This window comes from Chitinimonas sp. (assembly GCF_041904975.1).
Taxonomy (GTDB): Bacteria; Pseudomonadota; Gammaproteobacteria; order Burkholderiales; family Chitinimonadaceae; genus Chitinimonas.
Map to the genome: position 1 here is coordinate 1 of NZ_JAYRLZ010000230.1, position 6,806 is coordinate 6,806.

Consider the following 6,806-nt stretch of genomic DNA (forward strand, 5'->3'; position numbering starts at 1 on the left):
GCACCAGCAACGATTTCGGAAGCCGATGCGGAACCGGCATTGACCAGCACCACCAGCGGCACCGTCTTCAAGCCCTTGGGCAGTTCCTTGACCGCCTTGGCGTAGTAGTCTTTCGACGCGCTCATCGTGATCTTGGAATCGGCCGCGCGCCCTTCGGTGTAGACCACCAGCGAGCCATCGGGCAAGAATAGCGACGATACGCCCACTGCGGCATTGAGCACGCCACCGGGGTCGTTACGCAGATCGAGCACCAAGCCCTTCAAGTCGCCCTTGTTTTCCTTGTAGAGATTGTCGATGGCCTTGGCCAGGTCTTCGGTCGAGCGCTCCTGGAACTGGGTCAGGCGTACATAACCGTAGCCTGGCTCAACCAGCTTGGATTTGACGCTGACCACCTTGATCACCGCGCGGGTCAGCGACAGCACCATCGGCTTGGCTTCGCCCTTGCGCATCACGGTAAGGCTGACCGCGGTATTGGGCTTGCCGCGCATCTTGCCTACCGCATCATTGAGCGACATGCCGCGAACCGGCGTGTCGTCGATCTTGACGATATAGTCGCCAGCCTTGACGCCGGCGCGGAATGCCGGTGTGTCCTCGATCGGAGAAATTACCCGGACCAGGCCGTCTTCCAGATTGACTTCCAGCCCAAGGCCGCCGAATTCGCCGGTGGTATTGGCGCGCAGCTCCTTGAATGATTCCGGGTCGAGATAGGACGAGTGAGGGTCAAGGCCGGCCAGCATGCCGTTGATGGCCTCATTGATCAGCTTTTTATCTTCCACCGGCTCGACATAGTCCTGCTTGATGCGGGCATAGACCTCGGTGAAGGTTCTCAGCTCATTGATCGGCAACGGTGACAGGCTTTCCTTGTCGGCCAGTGCCGACACCCCCACGGTAATCGCTGCACCGACCGTAATACCCACCAGCAACCAGCTTGCCTTTTGCACTTTTGCTTGCATCACATTCCTTTTGCCGCTGCACCACGGGCTATTTGGCCCACAGGAGCGGATCGACCGGTTTGCCTAAATGACGTAATTCGAAGTATATGCCCGTTTCGGCATTCCCACCGCTATTGCCGCTGCTGGCGATATCTTCGCCGGGCTTGACCGTATCGCCAACCTGCTTCATCAGCGCCTCGGCCGCGCCATACAGGCTCAGATAGCCGCCGCCATGATCGATGATCAGCATATTGCCAAAGCCGCGCAACCAATCGGCAAACACCACCCGGCCACTGGCCACCGCCTTGATCGGCTGGCCGTTACCGGTCTTGATGAATACGCCCTTCCACAAGGTGCCTTCGCTGCGCGGGCTGCCGAACTTGCCCATCACTTCACCGCGCGCCGGCAATCGCAGCTGGCCTTTCAGCTCGGCAAATTTCTGACCGTCGATAGACGGGTCGGGTAGCGCGTCGTTCTTCTTGACCGTTTTTTCCGGCTTGATTTCTTCTGCGGGCTTGTCTATCCCTTCGACCTTGCCGGCGCGTTTCGCTGCCTTGGCTTGTTTGGCCTGACGTGCCGCTTCGCGCGCCTCGGCCAGCTTCTCGGCCTTGGCCTGCTTTTCACGCTCGCGGGCTTCCTGCGCTTCACGCTCCTTGATCAGGCGATTGAGCTTTTCCACCAATTGGGTGAGGCGCAGCTCATCGCGTTGCAATTTGCCGATTTCCTTGCGCTGCGCGCCAATCTGGCTGGCAATCTCGGTCAATACCTGTTGCTTCTTCGCTTGCTCGCTACGCAGCTTGTCGCGCTGCGCCTTCTTTTCGGCAGCGATCTTCACCAGCTCCTGGTGCTTGGCCTCGATCTGCGCTGCCAGCTGATTCAGGGTATCGAGCTGCTTTTGCAATTGGCCCGACAACTTGTGCTGCGCTTCGGCGATATAGCGGTAGTAGTGCAGATCGCGCGACAGCTGGTTCGGGTCTTGCCGGTTCAGAAGCAGGCGCAAAGCCTCATGCTCGCCATTGCGATAGCGCGCCCGCAACAGGCGCGCCAGGCGCTGCCGGTTATTGTCGAGGCTGGCGCGTACCGCCGAGATATCGAGATTCACCCGCGTCAATTCGGCCTGCGAGGCAATCTGCTGGCGATTGAGCTCGGCATAGACGCGGTTCGCTTCGCTGATCGCCTGTTCCGAATCCTTCAGCGCATCGGCCGCCTCGCTGCGATTGGCCTCATTGGCCTGTAACTCCTGCTTGAGCGAGTCGATCTTCTGGCGCAGCTGCTGCAAGTCCTGCTCGGGCTGTTCCGGCGGGGCAGCCAGCACCCAGCCGGAAAGCAGCAGGCACATCCATCGGCCGGCCTGCATATCAGGCGAACCGGATCAGTGATTGGCCGGTCATTTCCGCCGGCTGCGGCAAGCCCATCATGGCCAAGAGGCTGGGAGCGATATCCTTCAGTGCACCTTCGCCTTGCGGCGCCAAGGTCGCCTTGCGGCCGATATACAGGAAAGGCACGGTATCGGTGGTGTGCTGGGTATGCACCTGGCCTGATGCCTTGTCCCACATCATTTCTGCATTGCCATGGTCGGCAGTGATCAGCACCTCGCCGCCCGCTGCCAGCATGGCCTCGACACAGCGGGCAATGCAGCCATCCAGCGCCTCAACCGCCTGTTTGGCGGCGTCGAAATTGCCGGTATGGCCGACCATATCGCAGTTGGCGTAGTTGCAGATGATGGCCGCGTACTGGCGGCTGGCAATGGCCTCGACGATCTTGTCGGTCACCGCCACCGCGCTCATGGCCGGCTGCAGATCATAGGTAGCCACCTTGGGCGATGGCACCAGTACCCGGTCTTCGCCCGCGAAAGGCTGCTCTTCACCACCGGAGAAAAAGTAGGTGACATGTGGGTATTTTTCCGTCTCGGCAATGCGCAGCTGCTTCAGGCCCAGGCCCGCCAGGTATTCGCCAAAGCCATTGCGCACCTTGGGTTTCTCATAAGCCACCGGGTAGGGATAAGCATCGGCATAGCGGGTCAGGGTGGCGTAGATGGCTGGCCGAACCCGACGCGGCCGGGCAAAGCCATCGAACGCGTCGTCATTGATCGCCGTGCTGATCTCGCGCGCACGGTCGGCACGGAAATTCATGAATACCACTGCATCGCCATCCTCGATGCGGGTAGCCGCGCCGGCCTTGCGTATTGCGGTCGCCAGCACGAACTCATCGTTCTCGCCGCACTCATAGGCGGCCGCCAAGGCCTGCTGCGCACTGGCGGCCACCCGTTCGGCCTCGCCATCCACCACCAGGCGGTAGGCGGGCTCGACGCGCTCCCAGCGCTGGTCACGGTCCATGGCGTAATAGCGGCCCACTACCGACACGATCTCGGCGCCGGGGCAGGCATCGCACACCGCCTGCAGGCGCGCCAGATAGCGCTCGGCACTGCGCGGCGGCGTATCGCGGCCATCCAGGAAGGCGTGCACGGCAATCCGCGCCACGCCGGCCGCATGGGCATCGCGGATCAGGGCGTGGATATGGCTGTCGTGGCTATGCACGCCACCATCGGACACCAGACCCAAGATATGCAGCGTCTTGCCGGCGCGTGCCACGTCGATCGCCTGACGCAGCACCGGATTGCTGCCCAGTGTCTGATCTGCAACATCGCAATCGATACGACTGATGTCTTGTTGCAACACTCGCCCGGCGCCAATATTCAGATGGCCGACTTCCGAATTGCCGAATTGCCCGGCTGGCAGGCCGACAAACTGCTCCGAGGCATTGATGGTGGTATAGGGATACTGCGCGACCAGACCATCCCAGTGTGGCTTTCTGGCATGCAAAATGGCGTTGTCATCGCCCTCGAGACGGTGACCGAAACCGTCGAGTATCAAGAGGAGAACCGGGGTGGGAGTCATCATGAACGCCGTGGGTCAAAGAAATGGCCGCCATTTTAGCGCGTTGCGCGCGGTTGCGCGGCGACGGGGCGCCGATTAACATGCCGCATCTGGCGCTGGCTGCCAATCAGAACTATCCACAAGCCGCGCCCCCTTCCCTAATTCAAGAAGACCATGGCTTATCATCTGATCCAGGACGACGACCAAATCGAGCAGGCATCACGCGCGATGAAGGCCATGTCGCACCCTTTGCGCCTGAAGATTCTTTGCGTACTGGGCGAACACGAGGTGAGCGTTCAGGAAATCGTCGATGCGGTCGGCACCTCGCAAAGCAATATTTCCCAGCATCTGGCCATCATGCGCGAGAAAGGGGTACTGCGCACCCGTAAGGACGCCAACCGCGTCTACTACCGGGTGGGTGATCCGCGCACCCTGGAAGTGGTGAGCATGATGCGCGATGTGTTCTGCGGCTTTGCCCGCTAAAATTAGTCGCCACAGCTACAGTTCGGGGCCACTTCGCGGCCCCTTGCTGTTTTAACCGATACCCGGATTCAGTCATGACTTACCCCAAAGCAGTCACCCTTGTTGAAGTCGGCCCGCGCGATGGCTTGCAGAACGAAAAGACCCCGCTGTCCACCGAGATCAAACTGGCCTTTATCGACCAGCTGGCGGATGCCGGCCTCAAGGTGATCGAGGCCACTGCCTTTGTATCGCCCAAGTGGGTGCCGCAAATGGCCGACCATAGCGCCATCATGCAGGGGCTGAACAAGCGGCCCGGCGTACGCTACCCGGTGCTGGTCCCCAATATGCAGGGCTATGAAGCAGCCCGCGCTGCTGGCGCCGAGGAAATTGCCGTGTTCGCCGCGGCATCGGAAGCGTTTTCGCAGAAGAACATCAATTGCACCATCGCCGAGAGCCTGGCGCGCTTTGCGCCGGTGATCGAAGCGGCACGCCGCGATGGCGTGGCGGTGCGCGGCTATGTGTCTTGCGTGCTGGGCTGCCCCTACCAGGGTGACGTGCCGTTGGACGATGTCGCCCGCGTCGCCAAGGCGCTGTTCGATATGGGCTGCTACGAGATCTCGCTGGGCGACACCATAGGCGTGGGCACGCCGGTAAAGGCGCGCGCCATGATAGCCGCAGTAGTTGCCGCCGGCGTGCCGGTCGACAAGCTCGCCGCCCACTTTCACGACACCTATGGCATGGCCCTGGCCAATCTGTATGCGGTGCTGGAACTGGGCGTTGCCACCATCGATTGCTCGGCCGCCGGCCTCGGCGGCTGTCCTTATGCCAAGGGCGCCAGCGGCAATGTGGCTACCGAAGATGTGGTCTACCTGCTCAATGGCCTGGGAATCGATAGCGGTGTCGATCTGGACAAGCTGGCCAGTGCCGGACGCTTTATCAATGCACAGCTGGGCAAGACAGCCGCCTCCAAGGTAGCGGCAGCGCTGGCAGCCCAACTGGCCTGATGCCGCCCCGGCAGCTGAAATGGACAAGGCCCGCATTGCGGGCCTTGATCGTTTGGGGAAGGTGCAGCGCCTTAGCGGCTTCTTGCTTGCTCCATCGCCTTGGCTTCATCAACGGTCAACAGCCGTAGTGCCAAAGGCGGCAAGGTGACGGTTCGGTCTTGCTCGGCGATGCGGCAAGTATCGGATTCAACCCTGGCCGGCTCAGCCGCCTCGCCCGAGGCCATGTCAAAGATGGTGATCATTGCACTACCCTCCCGTGCCATCTGGCACAACACGATCAATCAGCGCTTAAGGGCAATATCGGTGCATTCCCGGCAAAGCGCAATAGTGGCGACCAAAGGATTGATCAAGTGCATGCTCGGTGCGACAGTCGGTGGCCAGCACGCCACAGCTTTCGGGCGCCGCGCCAAGGCAGCGCAGGTGCTTAATAGTCGAACAAGCGCTGATAGCGGCCCATTTGCGATTCGATCAGGGAAAAGCGACCGGCACTTTGCCAGTGCAGCGGCTGAAGCCGCCGCGGCAGTGCGCCCGACGCGGCATCGCGCAACAGGGTGATATGGGGCTTGAACGGCTTGCGGTCATAGCGCACGCCGGTTGCATCGAGTACCCGACGCAGTTCATTGGCCAAAGCCAGCAGCTCGGCAGGAGGCGATGCCATGCCCAGCCAGGCGATACCGGTTTGCCAGTAGCCATAGCGATCGAGCGACAAGCGCGCCGCCCTGCCCTCGATTGCCGACAAAGCCCGCACCAAGGCTTGAAGCTGCGGCTCCGGGCAATCGCCAATAAAGGCCAGAGTCAGGTGCAAGCCCTCTGCTCGCATGCAGCGCCCACCCAGCGCCCCATGCAGCTCGCGCTGGGACGCCAATAGGGCTTGCCGGGTGGCCGCATCGGGCCACAGCGCCAGAAACAGCCGGCGCTCAGCCATGCAGCGCGCCACCGAACACCCGTACCGTGCGCAGCCAGTCGCGCCGAGTAGCCAGCTCGCTTAAGGCCTGCTGCAGGCGCGCCAACTCAGCGGGCGAGTGCTCGGGTCCGAACAGCAGATCGACTTCCACCGCACCATCCAGATAGTGCAGCATGGCGCGCGCCTGGCTCAGAACCGGGCCGACCGCCGCTTCCATCTCGGCCAGGATACGTTGTCGATCGGGCAGCGCCAGCAAGCGGTCGGCATGGTCGTCTTCTTCCGGATCGATATGCACCAGGGCATCGATGGCGCGATGCTTGTCCAGCACTGCGGCGCGGGCCGCCTCGGCAATGCGGTGGCCTTCCGACACGGTCAGGTCTGGCGCTACACGCAAATGCACATCCACCAGGGCATCGTCACCCATTTTGCGCGTGCGCAAGGCATGGACGCCAAGGCCGCCGGGCGTGGCACTCAGTGTCGCTTCAATCGCAGCCACCTCGGCCGGGTCCAGTGCGTGGTCGGTCAGGTCTGACAGCGCAGTCAGTGCAAACTTGCCACCCATATGGGCAATCATGCAGCCCACCACCACCGCTGCCAGCGCATCGGCCAGGCCATAGCCGAGCAGATT

Annotated in this window: 8 protein-coding genes; 2 read left to right on the forward strand and 6 right to left on the reverse strand. The window is 61.8% G+C overall.

All coding sequences use genetic code 11. From position 1 onward, the window contains the following. The 3 genes from ACE3OH_RS17385 to gpmI form a co-directional block, all read right to left on the reverse strand. Positions 1 to 953: S41 family peptidase (locus tag ACE3OH_RS17385; RefSeq protein WP_374355978.1), on the reverse strand; the 953-nt coding region annotated here is incomplete at its 3' end. A 28-nt stretch (positions 954 to 981) separates the two neighbouring features. Then, a complete protein-coding gene (locus ACE3OH_RS17390) occupies positions 982 to 2,271 on the reverse strand; it encodes a murein hydrolase activator EnvC (RefSeq protein ID WP_374355981.1) in 1,290 nt (429 codons plus the stop codon). Between the two features lie 19 nt (positions 2,272 to 2,290). Further along, positions 2,291 to 3,832, reverse strand: a complete 1,542-nt coding sequence (gene gpmI, locus ACE3OH_RS17395; RefSeq protein WP_374355984.1) for a 2,3-bisphosphoglycerate-independent phosphoglycerate mutase — start codon at positions 3,830 to 3,832, stop codon at positions 2,291 to 2,293. A gap of 150 nt (positions 3,833 to 3,982) precedes the next feature. Between gpmI and ACE3OH_RS17400 the strand changes: the two genes are divergently transcribed. Next, positions 3,983 to 4,291 carry an ArsR/SmtB family transcription factor gene (locus ACE3OH_RS17400; RefSeq protein ID WP_374355987.1) on the forward strand — a complete coding sequence of 103 codons (309 nt, stop codon included), beginning with the start codon at positions 3,983 to 3,985 and terminating at the stop codon, positions 4,289 to 4,291. A 74-nt stretch (positions 4,292 to 4,365) separates the two neighbouring features. Beyond that, positions 4,366 to 5,274 (forward strand): hydroxymethylglutaryl-CoA lyase, encoded by a 909-nt coding sequence (locus ACE3OH_RS17405; RefSeq protein WP_374355990.1) that lies wholly within the window; start codon positions 4,366 to 4,368, stop codon positions 5,272 to 5,274. Positions 5,275 to 5,345: 71 nt separating this feature from the next. Here the strand turns inward: ACE3OH_RS17405 and ACE3OH_RS17410 are convergent, their stop codons facing one another. The 3 genes from ACE3OH_RS17410 to ACE3OH_RS17420 form a co-directional block, all read right to left on the reverse strand. After that, positions 5,346 to 5,516, reverse strand: a complete 171-nt coding sequence (locus ACE3OH_RS17410; RefSeq protein WP_374355993.1) for a hypothetical protein — start codon at positions 5,514 to 5,516, stop codon at positions 5,346 to 5,348. Positions 5,517 to 5,698: 182 nt separating this feature from the next. Next, complete coding sequence (gene thpR / locus ACE3OH_RS17415) at positions 5,699 to 6,199, reverse strand: RNA 2',3'-cyclic phosphodiesterase (protein WP_374355996.1); 501 nt, start codon at positions 6,197 to 6,199, stop codon at positions 5,699 to 5,701. After that, on the reverse strand, positions 6,192 to 6,806 hold a 615-nt coding region (locus ACE3OH_RS17420; protein WP_374355999.1), incomplete at its 5' end, for a cation diffusion facilitator family transporter. The genes ACE3OH_RS17420 and thpR, both read right to left, overlap by 8 nt.